Annotated in this window: 17 protein-coding genes; 4 read left to right on the top strand and 13 right to left on the bottom strand. The window is 64.1% G+C overall.

The features are described 5' to 3' along the window. The 7 genes from ACVIIV_RS25405 to ACVIIV_RS25375 form a co-directional block, all read right to left on the bottom strand. Positions 1–594, bottom strand: coding sequence for a TRAP transporter small permease (locus tag ACVIIV_RS25405; RefSeq protein ID WP_456746582.1), 594 nt, complete (start codon positions 592–594; stop codon positions 1–3). A gap of 164 nt (positions 595–758) precedes the next feature. After that, positions 759–1,556 carry an MBL fold metallo-hydrolase gene (locus tag ACVIIV_RS25400; protein ID WP_456746581.1) on the bottom strand — a complete coding sequence of 266 codons (798 nt, stop codon included), beginning with the start codon at positions 1,554–1,556 and terminating at the stop codon, positions 759–761. Between the two features lie 13 nt (positions 1,557–1,569). After that, positions 1,570–2,346 carry a TatD family hydrolase gene (locus ACVIIV_RS25395; protein WP_456746580.1) on the bottom strand — a complete coding sequence of 259 codons (777 nt, stop codon included), beginning with the start codon at positions 2,344–2,346 and terminating at the stop codon, positions 1,570–1,572. 13 nt (positions 2,347–2,359) lie between these two features. Further along, positions 2,360–4,351, bottom strand: a complete 1,992-nt coding sequence (gene metG / locus ACVIIV_RS25390; RefSeq protein ID WP_456748822.1) for a methionine--tRNA ligase — start codon at positions 4,349–4,351, stop codon at positions 2,360–2,362. A gap of 111 nt (positions 4,352–4,462) precedes the next feature. Further along, positions 4,463–5,509: a DNA polymerase III subunit delta' gene (locus ACVIIV_RS25385; RefSeq protein WP_456746579.1), complete on the bottom strand. Its 1,047-nt coding sequence runs from the start codon at positions 5,507–5,509 to the stop codon at positions 4,463–4,465. Beyond that, positions 5,506–6,192, bottom strand: a complete 687-nt coding sequence (tmk, locus tag ACVIIV_RS25380) for a dTMP kinase (RefSeq protein ID WP_456746578.1) — start codon at positions 6,190–6,192, stop codon at positions 5,506–5,508. The genes ACVIIV_RS25385 and tmk overlap by 4 nt, the downstream gene beginning before the upstream one ends. A 2-nt stretch (positions 6,193–6,194) precedes the next feature. Then, complete coding sequence (locus tag ACVIIV_RS25375; protein WP_456746577.1) at positions 6,195–7,457, bottom strand: D-alanyl-D-alanine carboxypeptidase family protein; 1,263 nt, start codon at positions 7,455–7,457, stop codon at positions 6,195–6,197. Positions 7,458–7,611: 154 nt separating this feature from the next. On the opposite strand from ACVIIV_RS25375, the gene ACVIIV_RS25370 reads away from it, so the two are divergent. Beyond that, positions 7,612–8,568, top strand: coding sequence for an alpha/beta fold hydrolase (locus ACVIIV_RS25370; protein ID WP_456746576.1), 957 nt, complete (start codon positions 7,612–7,614; stop codon positions 8,566–8,568). Here ACVIIV_RS25370 and ACVIIV_RS25365 read toward each other — a convergent pair. Further along, positions 8,562–9,488 (bottom strand): septal ring lytic transglycosylase RlpA family protein, encoded by a 927-nt coding sequence (locus tag ACVIIV_RS25365; RefSeq protein ID WP_456746575.1) that lies wholly within the window; start codon positions 9,486–9,488, stop codon positions 8,562–8,564. The two genes, ACVIIV_RS25370 and ACVIIV_RS25365, sit on opposite strands and share 7 nt — an antisense overlap. Positions 9,489–10,290: 802 nt before the next feature. On the opposite strand from ACVIIV_RS25365, the gene ACVIIV_RS25360 reads away from it, so the two are divergent. After that, a complete protein-coding gene (locus ACVIIV_RS25360) occupies positions 10,291–10,419 on the top strand; it encodes a hypothetical protein (protein ID WP_456746574.1) in 129 nt (42 codons plus the stop codon). A 33-nt stretch (positions 10,420–10,452) separates the two neighbouring features. Here ACVIIV_RS25360 and ACVIIV_RS25355 read toward each other — a convergent pair whose 3' ends face one another. Next, entirely contained in the window at positions 10,453–10,743 is a 291-nt protein-coding gene (locus ACVIIV_RS25355; RefSeq protein WP_456746573.1) for a hypothetical protein, read from the bottom strand. A 148-nt stretch (positions 10,744–10,891) separates the two neighbouring features. On the opposite strand from ACVIIV_RS25355, the gene ACVIIV_RS25350 reads away from it, so the two are divergent. Then, entirely contained in the window at positions 10,892–11,470 is a 579-nt protein-coding gene (locus ACVIIV_RS25350; RefSeq protein ID WP_456746572.1) for a TIGR00645 family protein, read from the top strand. Between the two features lie 16 nt (positions 11,471–11,486). On the opposite strand, the gene ACVIIV_RS25345 is transcribed toward ACVIIV_RS25350, so the two are convergent. Further along, a complete protein-coding gene (locus ACVIIV_RS25345; protein WP_456746571.1) occupies positions 11,487–11,807 on the bottom strand; it encodes a DUF1476 domain-containing protein in 321 nt (106 codons plus the stop codon). Between the two features lie 254 nt (positions 11,808–12,061). On the opposite strand from ACVIIV_RS25345, the gene ACVIIV_RS25340 reads away from it, so the two are divergent. Then, positions 12,062–12,286 carry a hypothetical protein gene (locus ACVIIV_RS25340; RefSeq protein ID WP_456746570.1) on the top strand — a complete coding sequence of 75 codons (225 nt, stop codon included), beginning with the start codon at positions 12,062–12,064 and terminating at the stop codon, positions 12,284–12,286. A gap of 56 nt (positions 12,287–12,342) precedes the next feature. Here the strand turns inward: ACVIIV_RS25340 and ACVIIV_RS25335 are convergent, their stop codons facing one another. The 3 genes from ACVIIV_RS25335 to ACVIIV_RS25325 form a co-directional block, all read right to left on the bottom strand. Next, positions 12,343–12,534 (bottom strand): hypothetical protein, encoded by a 192-nt coding sequence (locus tag ACVIIV_RS25335; protein WP_035999201.1) that lies wholly within the window; start codon positions 12,532–12,534, stop codon positions 12,343–12,345. 240 nt (positions 12,535–12,774) lie between these two features. Then, complete coding sequence (locus tag ACVIIV_RS25330) at positions 12,775–13,440, bottom strand: endonuclease/exonuclease/phosphatase family protein (RefSeq protein ID WP_456746569.1); 666 nt, start codon at positions 13,438–13,440, stop codon at positions 12,775–12,777. Beyond that, positions 13,440–15,515, bottom strand: a complete 2,076-nt coding sequence (locus tag ACVIIV_RS25325) for a VTT domain-containing protein (protein WP_456746568.1) — start codon at positions 15,513–15,515, stop codon at positions 13,440–13,442. The genes ACVIIV_RS25330 and ACVIIV_RS25325 overlap by 1 nt, the downstream gene beginning before the upstream one ends. Between the last annotated feature and the right edge of the window lie 71 nt (positions 15,516–15,586).

The following is a 15,586-nucleotide window of genomic DNA, read 5'->3' as shown; positions in this document are numbered from 1 at the left end:
TCAGCCCCCACCGCCCTGCGAGATGCGCTCGACGAACTCTTCCGGCGTCTCGTCCGGCGAGCCCTTCTCGTAGCTCGGCCGGTTGCCGCCGATGACGTTGACCATCTCGTCGATCAGCGCGATCGAGAGGATCACGAGGCCGCCGGCGAAGCCGAGCTGGGGAATCCAGAGCGGAAGCGCGACGACGCCCTGCGCCACATCGTTGAAGCGCCAGGAATCGTAGGTCATCTGCACCGCATGACGGGTGAAGTAGAGGACGAAGGCAGTGGCGATACCGAGCGCAACGACCTCCGCGATCTGCTTGGTCCGCCCGTGCAGACGTTCCAGCAGCAGACCAACGCGGATCATCTCTCCGCGTTTGAAGGTGTGAGCGAGGCCGAGGAACGCCATCGCGGCCATGCACCAGGACGCAAAGTCGTCGCCGGCAGGAATGTTGAGCGTAAACTGACGCCCGACCGACATGATCATCATGATTGCGAAGATCGCGACCAGGAAGACGCCCGCGGCATAGCCCGCGCCGAGATAAAGGAGGTCCAGAGCGCGTCGCACCAGTCCTCGAGCCGCTACATCGTCCTCTGCCAATGCGATCCTCATCCTCACACGAGGCGATTCGACCGACCCCGCGATTGCGCACCAGGTGCCGGTCCAGCTTGAATACCGCCCTTGCCCAACGCCTGTCTTTCAGACGTTAGATCAACATGATGCGGCCGATGCAAGCAAGGGGTATGCCGGCTGGCGCCGGAATTTCCACGGTAGGTTCAGCGCGTCTCCAGCCGCAGCCCGTCATAGGCGGGCACCACGCCTGCGGGCAGCGATTGCCGGATGACCTCGTAATCGACGTCGGCGGTCATGTTGGTGATGACCGCGCGTTTCGGCTTGAAACGTTCGATCCACGATAGCGCGTCGTTGATGCTGAAATGACTGACATGGCTGGTGTAGCGCAGCCCGTCGACGATCCAGAGGTCGAGATTCTCCAGTGCGCCCCAGCTCTCGCGCGGGATGTCGTTCAGATCAGGCGTGTAGGCGGCATCCCCGATGCGATAGCCGAGCGCGGGAATGGCGCCGTGCTGCACCAGGAAGGCCGTCATCGTCACCGCGCCGCCCTTCCCCAGGATGGTCTGGCTCTCGCCCGCCTCGATCGAATGCCGCGTCAGGATCGGCGGGTAGTCGCTGCCCTCCGGCGAGATAAAGCAATAGGAGAACCGCGCCATGATGTCCTTGGCGGTCGACTGGTTGAAATAGGTCGGGATGCGTCGGCGCATGTGCATGACGACCGAGCGCAGATCGTCCATGCCGTGGGTCTGATCGGCGTGCTCATGCGTCAGAAACACTGCGTCGATGTGCTCGACATTGGTCGAGAGCAATTGCTCGCGCAGGTCCGGCGAGGTGTCGATCACGATGCGTGTCGTGCCGTGCTCGGACGTCCGTTCGACCAGCAGCGAACAGCGGCGACGGCGGTTCTTGGGATTGTTGGGGTCGCAGGCACCCCAGCCGAGCGCCGGGCGCGGCACGCCGGCGGAGGAGCCGCAGCCCAGGATCGTCAGCGTCAACGTCATGTGGTTCCCCGTCTCAAGCTCTCACCTTCGAGAACAGGCGGAAGAAGTTTTCGCTTGTTTGGCGCGAGATCTCGTCAAGCGACACGCCGCGCGTCTCGGCGAGCACTTTGGCGACCTCGACCACATAAGCGGGTTCGTTACGTTTGCCCCGGAACTTGCCCGGCGCAAGGTAGGGCGAGTCCGTTTCAACCAGAATACGGTCGGACGGCAGCTCCGCCGCCAGCGCGCGCAAGGCTTCCGATTTCTTGAAGGTCAGGATTCCCGTGAAACCGATATAGAGCCCGAGCGACACTGCCTTCAGCGCCAGCTCGCGCCCGCCCGTGTAACAATGCAGCACGGCGCGAAACGATCCCTTTGCCGCCTCGTCTTCCAGAATGCGTGCGCAGTCCTCGTCGGCCTCGCGGGTGTGGATCACCAGCGGCAGGCCGGTGGCGCGGGCGGCGGCGATGTGAGCGCGAAAGCCCCTCGCCTGCGCCTCCGGCGAGCCGTTGTCGTAGAAATAGTCGAGCCCGGCCTCACCGAGCGCGACGACCTTGGGGTGCTGCGTCAGCGCGATCAGTTCGTTGGGCGCGATCCCGTCCTCCTCATCCGCGTGATGCGGATGGGTGCCGACCGAGCAATAGACGTCGTCATAGCGTTCGGCGATCGCGAGCAGGTCCTTCAGCCGCCGCACCCGCGTCGAGATCGTGACCATGCGCGCGATGCCGGCCGCTCGCGCCCGCGACACGATCCCGTCGAGATCTTCCGCAAAGTCCGGAAAATCCAGATGACAGTGGCTGTCGACAAGCATCACGCGAACGCCTTCAGGCTGCAGGCTCGACGTAGCGCGGGAACGCCGGTGTCGGTGCCGGCAAGGTCGAGCCGGGTGCGATGCGCTTGGCGCCGCTGAGCATGGCGAAACTGCGCTCGGTTTCGGGGATGCCGAGGCTGTCGAGCAGCTTGCCGGAGGCGGTCGGCATCGCGGGCTGAGCCAGGATCGCGATCTGGCGCACGACTTCGGCGGTGACATAGAGCACCGTCTTCTGCCTGGCAGGATCGGTCTTGGCGAGCGCCCACGGCGCCTCGCCCGCAAAATAGCGGTTGGCCTCCGCGACCACGGCCCAGACGGCGTTGAGCCATTGATGGATCTGCTGCGTCGCTATGGCTTCACGCGACGCTGCGATCATGCCGTCGGCCATTGCCAGGATCGCCTTGTCGCTGTCGCTGAACTCGCCGGGCTGCGGCAGCACGCCGCCGAGCTGCTTTGCGATCATCGACAGCGAGCGCTGCGCGAGGTTGCCCAGATCATTGGCGAGATCGGCATTGATGCGCGCCACGATGGCCTCGTGATTGTAGTTGCCGTCCTGGCCGAACGGCACCTCGCGCAGGAAGAAATAGCGCATCTGGTCGACGCCATACTGGTCGGCGAGGTTGAAGGGATCGACGACGTTGCCGACCGACTTCGACATCTTCTCGCCCCTGTTGAACAGGAAGCCATGGGCATAGACCCGCTTCGGCAACGGGATTCCTGCCGACAGAAGGAAAGCCGGCCAATACACCGCATGGAAGCGGATGATGTCCTTGCCGATGATGTGCACGTCGGCAGGCCAGTAGCGCCAGTTCTTGTCGCTCTCATCGGGGAAGCCGACGCCGGTGATGTAGTTGGTCAGCGCGTCGACCCAGACATACATCACGTGCTCTTCGTCGCCGGGCACTTTCACGCCCCAATCGAAGGTGGTGCGCGAGATCGAGAGATCGCGCAGGCCGCCCTTGACGAAGCTCACCACCTCGTTCTTGCGGGAGTCCGGCCCGATGAAATCAGGGTGATCCGCGTAGAGCTTGAGCAGCTTGTCCTGATAGGCCGACAGGCGGAAGAAATAGCTCTTCTCCTCGACCCATTCGACGGGCGTGCCCTGCGGCCCGAGGCGCACGCCGTCGTCGTTCACGCGCGTCTCGTCCTCGGCGTAATAGGCCTCATCGCGGACCGAGTACCAGCCCGAATAGGTGTCGGCATAGATGTCGCCGTTCGCTTCCATGCGCCGCCAGATCTCCTGGCTGGAGCGGTGATGCTGCGCCTCGGTGGTGCGGATGAAGCGGTCGAACGATACGTTCAGACGCTCGTCCATCTCCTTGAAGCGGCCGGCATTGCGAGCCGCGAGCGCGGAGACGGACATGTTTTCACCGGCCGCGGTCTGAACCATTTTCTGACCGTGCTCGTCGGTCCCGGTCAGGAAGAACACGTCCTTGCCGTCGAGCCGCGCAAAGCGTGCCAGCACGTCGGTCGCGATCGCCTCATAGGCGTGACCGATATGCGGGCTGCCATTGGGATAGGCGATCGCGGTCGTGATGTAGAAGACGTTGTCGCGCGCGGGCGCGACCGTGGGCGCGGCGGCTTGCGGAGCCGCGACGGGATTCGGCGCAGGCAGGCTCTTGGGTTTCGATGCCTTGGGTTTCGATACTTTGGGTTTCGATATCTTGGGCTTCACAGCCTTCGGCGGCGTGACGACAGGAGCCGGTGCGGCGGTCACGGCAGGCGCAGGCGCCTTTTTCGCGACCTTCTTCGCCGGAGCCTTGGCCCGCTTTTCGGCAGCCGATTTCGTCGAAGCCTTCTTGGCGACGACCTGCTTCTTCGCGGCCTTCTTGCCGGCCTTCTTTGCTGTGGCCTTCTTCACGCTCTTCTTGGCGGCAGCCTTCTTGGTCTTCTTGACCTTCTTGGCGGCTCTGCTCGCGCGCGCCTTCACTGCCTTTTTCGCAGCTTTCTTGGCAGCCTGCTTGCCGCTCTTGCGTTTGACGGTCTTCTTAGCTCGCGTTGCCACCACGAATTCCTTTACCGGCTTGTCCGAAAATTTGGAGACGAACCTGCGTTCGGTTATTGTCTTGAGCATGATCCTTCCGGAAAACCGCTGCACACTTTTCCGGATCATGCTCTAGCGCGTTGCGTCCGCCAGCCAGCCGAACACCGAGAAAACCAAGGGCTTTCGCTCCAGATTGTAGGTTTCAGTGTCGCGCGCAGCGCGGACGATCTTTTCCCATACCTCAGCTAGGCGCGCAAGGCGCGGCAGGTTTTGGTTGGCATTGGCCTCGTCCGCATGCAGGCGCACCGCGATCCAGCGGTCGATGCCGTCGATGAAGGCGGCAAGCGCGACGCGATCGCTGCTGCCGAGCGAATCGCCGAGCGTGTGCAATTCGCGCGGATCGACCTGCGGCAGGCGCGCGAGCAGCGCCGCCGTGCGCTGCTGAAGCTTCAGGGCGTCACCGCCGAGCAGCGTCAGCGCCCGTGCGACGCTTCCCTCGGAGGCCTCGGCCGCCTCGCGCAGCACGGGATCGTTCGGGTCGAGGTCGGCTGCTGAAGCCGCGGCTCCGATCACATCGCCCGGCGCGAGCCCGCGCAGGCGCAGCTTGCGGCAACGCGACTGGATCGTGGCGAGCACCCGCGCGGGCGCGTGGCTCACCAGCAGGAACAGCGATTGCTGCGGCGGCTCCTCGAGAATTTTCAGAAGCGCGTTGGCCGCGTTTGGATTGAGCTCGTCGACGGTGTCGACGATGCAGACGCGCCAGCCTTCGGCCGCCGCGGTCGAGCCAAAGAACGCGATCGTCTCGCGCGTCTCGTCCACGGTGATCACGGTGCGCATCACGCCGCGATCGTTGGCGGTACGCTCCAGCGTCAGCAGGCCGCCATGCGATCCGGCCGCCACCTGCCGCGCCACAGCGTCGCCAGGATCGATCGCGAGGTCTTCGGCGCGCTGCACGGCGGGCGCCAGCGGCTGAGAATGGGCGAGCACGAAGCGCGCCATACGATAGGCCAGCGTCGCCTTACCGATCCCTTGCGGCCCGCCGATCAGCCAGGCATGCGGGATTCGCCCACTGCGATAGGCCGCAAGCAACGCGGCCTCGGCCTCGCGATGGCCGAACAGCCGCGATGTCTCGCGCGGATGCGGAATGGCGGTTTCGCGCTCGGCCTGACGCGGGCTCATGCCGACACCACAGATGCAGGCGTCGGGAGCAGACGCTCGCGCAGCGCGGTCCAGACTCGCGCGGCGACCGTGTCCGGATCGGAATTGGCGTCGATCAGCACGCAGCGTGCGGGATCCTCGGCCGCGATCCTGCGATAGGCCTCGCGCAGGCCCTGGTGGAAGCTGAGCTTCTCGGCCTCGAACCTGTCAGGCGCGCCGCTGCCCCGGCGCGCGGCGGCGCGTTGCAGGCCAATCTCGACCGGCAAATCGAGGATGATGGTGAGATCGGGCTTGAGATCGCCGATGGTGACCCTTTGCATGGCGTTGATCAGGCCCTCAGGTACGCGGCCAAGGCTGCCCTGATACGCCCGCGTCGAGTCGGCGAAGCGGTCGCACAGCACCCAGGTGCCCTGGCTCAGCGCAGGCTGGATCACGGTGCGGACATGGTCATCGCGTGCAGCGGCAAACAGCAGCGTCTCCGCCTCGGGGCCGAGCAGCTTGCCCATCCCCGACAGCACCAGATGACGCATGATCTCGGCGCCCGGCGAGCCGCCCGGCTCACGCGTGACCCGGATGCGCAGCTTTGCCGCCTTGAGGCGATCAGCGAGCTTCTTGATCTGGGTCGACTTGCCCGTGCCCTCGCCGCCTTCAAAGGTGATGAAGCGTCCGCGTCCGGACGGCCGCTGTGCCGCGCTCTCACTCATGATCAGAGCTTCTCGGCGCCTGCGCGGAACATGCCGATCACGAGCTCGCCGGCGCCGTCGATCGCGCGGCGCATGGTCGAGCCGGTGCCGATCGCCTCGGCCGCATAGACCGGCGTCTCCACCGCGATGTTGCCGCTGCGCCAGACCCTGACCACGCCGACCTGCTGGCCGGCCTCGACCGGTGCGCGCACCGGCCCGCTATAGACGATGCGCGCAATCAGCTTGTCGCTGCCATTCTTGTGCACCATCACCTTCACCGGCGTCTTGGCCACGAGCTTGACCGAACGGCTCTCCCCGCCAAACACCTTGGCGTAACCGACAGGCTGCTCGGCCGCGATCAGGGTGCGGGTCTCGAAATTGCGAAAGCCCCATTCCAGCATCTTCTTGGCTTCCGTGGCGCGGTCATCGGCATCGTCGAGACCGTTGACGACGACGATCAGCCGCGTGCCGTTCTGCACGGCCGAGCCCACCATGCCATAGCCGCCTTCCTTGGTGTAGCCGGTCTTGAGACCGTCGGCGCCTTCCATCGAATTGAGCAGCGGATTGCGGTTGGGCTGGCGGATCTTGTTCCAGGTGAACTCCTTCTCGCCGAACAGTTTGTAGAATTCGGGGAAGTCGAGAATGATATGCCGGGCCAGGATGCCGAGCTCGCGCACCGTCATCTTGTTGCCGGGGTCGGGCAAGCCGTTGGAATTGGCGAAGCTCGATCGGGTGAGGCCGATCTCGCGCGCGCGCTTGGTCATGAACTCGGCGGCAAAGATGCGCTCATTGCCCGCCATGGCTTCGGCAAGTGCGATGCAGGCGTCATTGCCGCTCTGAATGATCGCGCCGTGAAGGAGATCGTCGACGGAGACCTTGCTGTTGATGGCGGCGAACATGGTCGAGCCGCCCGAGGGCGCTCCGCCCCTGCGCCAGGCATTCTCGCTGATCCGGTACTCGTCGGTCAGCTTGATGTCGCCCTTCTTGATGGCGTTGAAGACGACCTCTGCCGTCATCAGCTTCATCATGCTGGAGGGCGCGCGCAGCTCGTCGGCGTTCTTCTCGAACAGCACGCTGCCTGAGGAGGCTTCGATCAGGATCGCGGTCGGGGCATCGCCATCGAAGCCGGCATCTTCCGCTTTCTTGGCGCCCTGGACGCTCTGGTTGGCGGCATAGAGCGCCCCACCCCAGCCGATACCTACCACCAAGACCGTTGCGATCAGCCCGCGCGCCAGCATTCCGGCGCTGAGCCAGTTGCGACGAAGCAAAGGAAGACGAAATGCCATGGCGAAGCCCTGAGAGAGGCGTTCTAACAGCTGGAACAGATGCGAACAACACGCGGTTCGATGCTTGTCCCTGAGATTGCACGATTCTCGTCGCGCCCCTATCGTGGCACATCATGTTTCTCGACCAAACCCCTGAAACAAGGCAGAAAAGCGAATGTCCTCAACCCGCATGATCAAGGCCAACGGGGTCGAACTGTTCGTCCGCGAAGCCGGCCAGGGTCCGCTGGTGGTGCTGTGCCATGGCTGGCCGGAACTGTCCTACTCGTGGCGCCACCAGATTCCCGCGCTCGCCGAGGCGGGGTTTCACGTCGTCGCCCCCGACATGCGCGGCTACGGCCAGAGCGCGGCGCCGCCTGACGTCGCCGCCTATTCGATCTTCGATACGGTCGGCGACATCGTCGGCCTCGTCCAGGCGCTGGGCGAAACCAAGGCGATGGTGGTCGGCCACGACTGGGGCGCTCCGGTCGCCTGGCACGCGGCGCTGTTCCGCCCCGACATCTTCACCGCAGTCGCTGGCCTGAGCGTCCCGCCGCCATTTCGAGGCCGCGGCCGGCCGCTCGACCTGTTGCGCCAGGGCGGCGTCACCAATTTCTACTGGCAGTATTTTCAGACGCCCGGCGTCGCCGAGGCTGAGCTCGAGCGTGACGTCGCCCGCACCATGCGCATCGTTCTCGGCGGACGGGGCCTCGCCGATCCCACCGCGGCGATGTTCGTGCAGGAGGGCAAGGGCTTTCTCGGCCATGCGGGCGCGGACGAGCCGCTGCCTGCGTGGCTCAGCGAGGCGGACCTCGCCTATTTCACCGAAAGCTTCCGCAAGTCCGGCTTTCGCGGCGGGCTGAACTGGTACCGCAACATCGACCGCAATTGGGAGCTGACCGCGCCCTGGCAGGACGCGCAGATCCACCAGCCTTCCCTCTTCATCGCAGGCTCAAAGGACGCGGTGATCACCGGCCTGATCGGGGCCAAGCGCGTCAACGAGCTCGAGCGGGTGCTGCCCAATCTCAAGGGCAAGCTGATCCTCGACGGCGCCGGCCATTGGGTGCAGCAGGAGCGGCCCGACGAGGTGAACGCGGCGCTGGTGAAATTCCTGACGGCGAGCGCGGCTCAGTAGAGGCCGCGGCCGCTCAGGATGCTGCGGGCCTCGGCGGCGCCATTGGCCGACGAGGGAGCGCTCTCGGTCGCGTAGCGGCCGTCCTCGTCATAGGACACTGCGCGGGCGTTCTGGAGTGCCCGGCTCCGGCCGCGGCTCGATGCCGACATTTCCGAGGTCGCATTGAGCGAGGCCATGTCGGCCGAGCTGTTGCCGAGGTTGTAGGGCCGCCCCTCCGGCATCGGGACCTCGCCACGAATGGCGCCGCGGGTCGAGGACGGCAGCTCCGGCACGAAGGGCTTGGCCGAGGCGACCCGGACCATCGAGGGCGATGGTGCAGGAACGCCGGTGCGCAGGGTCGCCAGAAGCTGACGGTCGTCGGAGCCTTCAAGCGGCGCCCGGCCGACATATTCGACACGCACCTTGGCGACACCATTTCCTTTGAATTCAAGGAGTTCGGCGGCCTTGTTCGAGACGTCGATGAGGCGGTTGCCGTGATAGGGCCCGCGGTCATTGACACGGACGATCAGCGACTTGCCGTTCGAGACGTTGGTGACCCGCGCGTAGGACGGCATCGGCAGGGTCGGATGCGCCGCGGTCAGCGAGGTCATGTCGAACACTTCGCCATTGGCGGTCAGGCGGCCGTGGAAATCATCCCCGTACCAGGACGCCATGCCCTCGGCACGGTAGTTGACGTCCTCCTCCGGCACGTAGGTCTTGCCCGCCACGACATAGGGCTTGCCGACGCGGTAGGTGCCGCCGCCCTTCGGGACCGGATCGCCGAAGGCCACCACCCGGGGGCTCGAGGACACGCCGTATTTCGGATCGACGCGGCTGGCGAACTTGTTCGAGGCGGCGCAATTGGCGAGCACAACGCAAGTCGCGACCGCCGCAACACCGCGCGCGGCCCGCAAAACCGAATCTGACCCTCGGATCCCCATGCGCCCCAAATACCACTTTGCCGGAAGCCTACCCAACCCGCTTTGGCTACGGGGAGCGCTGTCCGGTCCGCTGATTCCGAGACAGCCCACCACCGCGTCGGAAGTGGTAAGGATAACGCAACCCGAACACGGCGGAAATGGGGAGCCCACGGCGATCACGCCGGGATGGTAAACGCGAGGTTCGCTTCTCCCCGTTGATCTACGGAACCCGGCCGCCGCCCTGCTCTGTGCCAAGGCCGGACATTCTGTTGCGCCAAATCCTCACTCCCCCCCATTGTCGCGCCGCTCACCGAAATTCTTTTGACTGTGCAAGGCCGCACGCGTTCTCTCGAATGCAAGGGCGGGATTTGGAATTCAACGATGATCGAGACGGTTTCGGCACTGATGGGTCTGGTAAGCGCGGGGATCTTCCTGGCCCATGCGTTTGAAGGTTACCGCACGAGGGCCTAAGGGCACTCGCGCGGGCGGCAAGCATCACCTCTTTCAAGGCGGCGCGTTCGGACAGTTTTGATCGATCCGATCGAGCATCGAAGACGAGAGCGGCAGGTGTCCCATAGGTGTCCCATGCGCAACCATGACCTCGTATCTGATGGCTTCCTGGCCTTGACGGCCGGCGGCTTGGTGCTGCTCTGCTCGAGTCTGGTAGCTCTTGCGTTTGCCTGAGCCCCACCTCCCCTTCCCCAGCACAGCTTCACCGCGGCGCAGCATGCGCTAATTGTCTCGCTCCCATTTAGTTGATCGAATTTCTGCGTTCGGCGCCTCGACCAATTGCAAGAGGCCATCACCAACGAGGGTGACGCAAATGCTTGCCGAGAAATTTTTCCTGGTCCTGGAATCCCTGATCCGCGGCGACCGCACCTATCCGGATGGAAGTCCCCGGGTCATCAGCACCTCCCCGCACGTGCCGGTCAAGCTGCCGGCGCAGAAATAGCGGGCGCGTCCGCAAGCCGGAAATACGCACCGCTCAGCGCAGACCCAGCAGCGAACGGCGATAGAAGCTGTCGCGGGCCTCGCTCAGGCAGACGAAGCTGCCGTCGAAGCCCTGGCCGTAGCGCTTCTGACCCTTGCGGTAGTAGACGCCTTTCCTGAAATCGAGCCAGACCACCCTGTCGTACGGGCAGTGACGCTGCGCCTGAGCCTCGTAGCGAAACGGCGTCAGCGGCGTCGCCGAGACCTCGGCGCCGCCTGCACCAACCAGCATGACGCCCGCGCATGCGATTGCGCCGGACCACTTGCCAAAGCCGCTCCGAGACACGTCCCACCTCCGGTTGGTTGCCGTCGCGCGACGCTAGCACGAAACAGCACCGCCTCTGGAAGGCGGCAAGCGCGCGTCGCGTCTTCCGCCGGCCATCTTGTCGCGGTACATGACGGCGGGATCGTCTCGAAGCGAGGGTGCTGCCTCAATGTCGGTTGAGCCTGAGACCAGAACTGGCCCCCGCCCGCCTTCGCCGCAGCTCGGCCTGCTGCCGATGATCATCTTTGGCTCGCGCTGGCTGCAGCTGCCGCTCTATCTCGGGCTGATCGTGGCGCAATGCGTCTACATCGCGCTGTTCCTCAAGGAGCTCTGGCACCTCTCCTGGCACGCCCTCGACCTCACCGAGCAGCAGATCATGATGAGCGTGCTGGCGCTGATCGATGTCGTGATGATCTCCAACCTGCTGGTGATGGTGATCGTCGGAGGCTACGAGACGTTCGTCTCGCGGCTCGACCTCCAGGGCCATCCCGACGAACCGGAGTGGCTCGGCCACGTCAATGCGAGCGTCCTGAAGATCAAGCTCGCCATGGCCATCATCGGCATCTCCTCTATCGCGCTGCTTCGCACCTTCATCGAGGCCGGCAATCTCGGCTCCGACCGCGCCGGCTTCACCGAGACCGGCGTGATGTGGCAGGTGCTGATCCACATCACCTTCATCGTCTCGGCGCTCGGCATCGCCTATGTCGACAGGCTCAGCGATTCGGGTATGCGCAGGCACGCCGAATGAAGCGCTGCGGCCGGCCTCATTGCTTGTCAGCTTCGATCTGCGCCAGCGCCTGGTGCAGACACTCTTGAAGCTTCTGAGCGACCTGCTCACGCCTGACGCCCTTGTCGGCGAGATCGCCTGACACCTTGCCGACGACATCGTCGATCGTCCGGCTCTCCAGATGATCCGTCACCAGCGCGGTTGCGTAGCTTGCCGCAGCATCGCCGCTGAGCCCAAGCTGGCCTGCGGCCCACAGCCCGAGCAGCTTGTTGGACCGCGCGGTGGCCTTGAACATGAATTCCTCGTCGCGGGCGAATTTAGCCTCAAAGCCCTGCTCGCGCTTGTCGAACGTGGTCATGGTCAGCTCCATCTGGTTTCGCTGATGAGGATCGGACCTGCTGGGAGCGAACGTCTCCGTGGTTCACGTCAGTTTAGGATCATTTGAAGCTTCCTCCCGGAAGCCGAACGCCGTCAAGCCTGCCGATACATCCCAGGGCGGGGTGCACGGGAGGCACCAGCCCCGCGCCAGTCAATGCGGTTAAGCTCGGCGGTGTTTACTATTCGTTAAGCAGACTCGGCGCCGCATGGCGCGGAGACATCGAGAGCTGACGCATGAACAGAGAGCTACGGGAGTTTCGACGGCTTGAACGGGTCTGCCTGGAGCAGGCCGCCCTCTCCACCCTGGACCTCGCGCGAAGCGGGCTGCTGAAGGTCGCCGACGATTGTCGCATTGCGGCCGAGGCGATCGAGGCACGATCGCCCCGCGGGGCGTTTGCAGAGGCCGTCCAGGCGCTCAAGCTGGCCTTGAGCGCAAAGGGGAGGTCCAAGCGGCACTAGCAGCCGGAACTCCGCCGGGAGCAGCGATTCAAAGATTGGGCGGCGTGCGCGTTCGCTCAGCCCTTGGCCGCCGCCGCCTCACGCGCCAGCCGCTCGGCCTTCAGCCGTTCCTTGTTGGCGTAAAACGCCTTCTGCGCCGCCTCATGATCGCGCATGGCCTTCTCCGCCTCGATCCGGCGTGCCGCATCGCGCGCGTGGCGCTGTTCGGGGGTCAGGGGTTTGCGTCGGAAGGAAAGGTCTTCAGTCATGCCCAATCAACGTAGCGGCGAGGAAAAAGTTCCGCATGGGTAAGCTGAGGGCTAAGCGCTGACACAAAAACTCGCGAAACAACCCCATGCACAGTAGCTAAGTCCCGTTGCGACAACGCCTTTTGCATCAGCGCAAAAGTCGGGTGGCCCCGGGGCGAAACAGTCGCACTGCCGTCTTCGGAGAATCATCAGGAAAGCCGATCGGTCTCGCGAAGATCCTCGTTCGTCAGCAGACAACATCTAAATCTCGATGTCTGCAATCACAGGCAAATGGTCTGAATAGGCCCTTGCCTCTCCATCGGTCCAAACGCTCCCAAACCGGCTGTCGGGCGTCGCATAGATCCTGTCGAGCCGTAAAAGGGGTAAACGCGCCGGGAAGGTTCGCAGCCGCGTACGGTTTGGGCAAACCTGCGCAAGCACGCGCCGCACCGACTTCACCCAGAACCAGTCGTTGAAATCGCCGAGGACGACGGTCCTTCCAGGCTTCACCAGGCTCGCCAGGGCCTGAGCTTGCGCATAGCGCTCGTGGATACTCAGGCCGAGATGAGTGGCCACCACGCGCACATCGCCGGCCGGTGTCAGCAGTCCGGTGGCAATCGCTCTGCGTGGCTCCCGCTCCCGGTACGACACATCGACGATCTCGGGCACGTCGGAGAACGGAAAGCGGCTCAGGAGCATCTGACCGTAGTCGCCGTCCTCAGCGACGATCGACTTGGCGTGAACGCGGTGATCGCCGACGACACTCTCCAGCTTCGCGAACGGATCGTCTGACCGCGATCGCGAATCCACCTCCTGAAGGGCGACGACATCCGGCGACCACTTGCGAATGATGGAGCAAACACCTTCCAGATCGAACTTCGGATTGAGATTGAACGTGCCGTGCACATTCCAAGTCATGAAGCGCATCAGCGCCTCCCGGCGAGCCAAGTCGCGACGAATTGTGCGCCCGCGCAGATTCCGAGCCAGCCCAGAAACGCCAGGGACAATAGCAATATGTTGCTCCAGGAGGCATTCCTGGCCAGATCCGCGATCTGAGCTCCCAGAACGGCCATGGCGAGAATCCCGGGCGTCATGCCCAGCAGCGTTCCGACCAGGAAGTCACGAAGCGGCAGCGTGCTCGCCCCGGCCGCGACATTCACCAACGAGAATGGTGCCACGGGAATCATCCGGATGACGACGACGGCCAGAATGCCCTTGCCTACGACACGTTCCTGAATGCGCCCTGCACGTCGGCCGAGCAACTTCTGGAGGCGTTCTCGGCCAAGTGACCGTCCGATCACAAAAAGGACGAAGGCGCTGAGCAGGACGCCAGCCATGGCGGTGACGAAGCCCAGCCATGGCCCAAGTGCAGCAGCAGTTGCTGCAATGAGCACGAGAACCGGGAACACGACCAGCCCGCCGACGACAAAGGCGGCGATCGCCAAGGGCGGCCCCCAGATAGACTGCGCGTAGGCAGACAATAGCGTCGAAATGCGGCCCTCGTCGGCGAAATCGCTCAAGGACGTGTACGACCAAGCCATGGCCAGTCCAAACAGCGCCACAGCGATCGACGCAATGCCTATCAACGTCTTCGTGCTCCACATGCGCGATGCCGCCCGCTCCAGATGCAGAGGCCGCTCGGGATCGGCCACAGGCTGAACCATCGTGGCCAGAGTGCTGGTCAGGACCGAGGACTCCACTTCCCGCAGCGTCTTCGCCCCATCGGCCCTCATCACGTCGTCCAGCAGAGCGAAAAGACGATCCTCGTTTTGCCCCACGATCTGTTCGTCGAGACCGCAGAAATGGGCGATCAGGCGGCGGCGGACCGACGCGATGAAATCCCGATGCTCCTCGGTTGCGGCTTCAAGAATCAGGTCACATTCGCTGTCGGCACCCATCGACCGATTGTTCAGGTTGGCCGATCCGATCCTCAAGATCCTGTTGTCGACGATCATCAGCTTGCTGTGCACCATCACGGCAGCTTCCGTGTCCCCGCTGCGCGAGACCGGGTAGACGAAGCGGATACGATCGGCGACTCCAGCCGCACTGAAGCAGTCGATGAAGGCGCCGCGGCCGTTTTGCATGGCTTGGGATTCCAGCCACGAGGAATGCAGTTTGGGAGCGACGAGAAGAACCCGAAGCGAAGGCACGCGGAGCATCTGCTCCGCCAGTTCACGCGCGATCTTGGTGGCGCTGGTGAACTGGTTCTCGATGTAAATGAAGCTCGTCGCGGACCGGATCGCTGCAATCAACGAGCGTTCGACCTCGTTGATGCTCGAGCCTGCAGGACAGACCACCTCGGTCCTGGCGATACCCACCGGCATACGCTCGGCCCCGACCGCTACATTCGCCGGCCACCGACTGCTCTTCGGTGCGCGCCGGTCATGGGCCTTTTGACCTGCCGCACGCCAGCGCTCTTCCGCAAGGTCGAATAGCGAGGCCGCAGCCTCCCCGTCGACCATGCATTGAACATCATGAAAGGGCAGGTATGGCTTTCCCTCAGGGTCGCAGCGCAATTCGTGAACGGCGCGATGCTCACTCGTGTCCCAGCGCCTGATCGTCAGATCGAGCCCGCCGACGAACGCCAGTGAACCGTCGATACAGACGATCTTCTGGTGTTGGGCCGACCCAAACGGAAGCGTTGAATCCAGATGAAATCGGACGCGGTCACATGTTTCGGCGGTAAATCTCGCCGCGGAGTTCCATTCCCGTTCGGAGGCATAAAGCGAGACGAAGTTCCAGACCAGAATGTCGATGCGCAAGGTGGGACGGCGATGAACGAGCGCGCGCAGGAATGCGCCGAGTTGTTCCGGCAAGCCGTCCTCCGCTCGTCCGGAAGCGCCGACCAGCCTGGTTTCACTATGGATGTCCCATCCGACGATATAGACGAGATCTTGCGCCTCCAGCAGCGCTTGCCGCAGGGCCGCGAAGTAAATGGCAGCATCGTTCAGAACCGCGACACGCTGCGCTTCACACCGTCGCCAGACGGTGTCGCCGGGCATCGTGATCGATGAACTCTGAAGCAGGTGGACCTCGCAATTCGCGTTTGCGTCTAAACGCGCTGGACACTCAA

The organism is Bradyrhizobium sp. USDA 4354, from assembly GCF_054060315.1.
The sequence above is the reverse complement of the archived record's forward strand: the minus strand, read 5'-3'. Positions and strand labels throughout refer to the sequence as shown.